This window comes from Streptomyces himastatinicus ATCC 53653 (genome assembly GCF_000158915.1).
Lineage (GTDB): Bacteria > Actinomycetota > Actinomycetes > Streptomycetales > Streptomycetaceae > Streptomyces > Streptomyces himastatinicus.
The window spans coordinates 10,524,737-10,525,551 of sequence record NZ_GG657754.1 but is presented as its reverse complement, the minus strand read 5'-3'; the positions used below and the strand labels follow the sequence as shown (position 1 = coordinate 10,525,551).

Sequence of the window (815 nt, the reverse complement as noted above, 5' to 3'; positions counted from 1 at the left end):
CCCAGCTGATCCAGCGGCTGGAGCGGCAGGACCTGGTGACCCGGGTCGACGATCCGCACGACGGGCGCGTGGTGCTGGTGGCCATCACCGACGGCGGGCGTGCGCTGCTCGCCGAACGGCGCCGCGACCGTACCGCCCGGCTGGCCGGACTGCTCGCCACCCTGCCCCCCGAGGACGAACAGTCACTCGCCACCGCCGTCCGCGCCGCCGCTCCCGCCCTCCAGCGGCTGGCGACGGGCGCGGGGCGGACCCGCAGGCCCCCGGGGAGTTCCGCTTCCTGAACGGAGCCCTTCTTGTCCGCTGCTCCCCGCACCCTCAGCCCCTTCAAGCAGCCCAAGGCCGTCTGGGCGGTCGCCTCCGCCTGTGTCATCTCCTTCATGGGCATCGGCCTCGTGGATCCGATCCTGCCCGCCCTCTCCAGCAAGCTGCGGGCCACGCCCAGTCAGGTGTCGCTGCTGTTCACCAGCTATCTGGTGGTCACGGCGGTGGCCATGCTGGTCACCGGTTTCGTCTCCAGCCGCATCGGCGCCAAGCGCACCCTGGTCGCCGGTCTGGTGCTGATCGTGGGCGGGGGTGGGCTCGACGAGCACGATGGTCGCGACCAGGGCGATGGTCATCCCCCAGCCCGCGCGGAAGCCGACGATCCCGTCGATGCCGCCGGACGCCCCCGCCGCCGCGCCGAAGGCCCGGCTGGGCATAGCCCGCGCGCTGTATCTGAACCTGACGCTGTTCGCCCTCGACATCCGCCTCGGCCGCGTACGGCTTCGTCCACTTCATCGGTGGCGGGCTGGTCCCGTACGCCGCGGGCAAGCTCG

Annotated in this window: 2 protein-coding genes; both read left to right on the top strand. The window is 72.6% G+C overall.

Going from position 1 to position 815, the window contains the following annotated elements:
• Nucleotides 1–281, top strand: a 281-nt coding sequence (locus SSOG_RS44305; RefSeq protein ID WP_039940236.1) for a MarR family winged helix-turn-helix transcriptional regulator, incomplete at its 5' end; no start/stop codon positions are given.
• Nucleotides 282–293: 12 nt separating this feature from the next.
• The coding region (locus SSOG_RS57130; protein WP_039940234.1) for an MFS transporter at nucleotides 294–815 on the top strand (522 nt) is incomplete at its 3' end.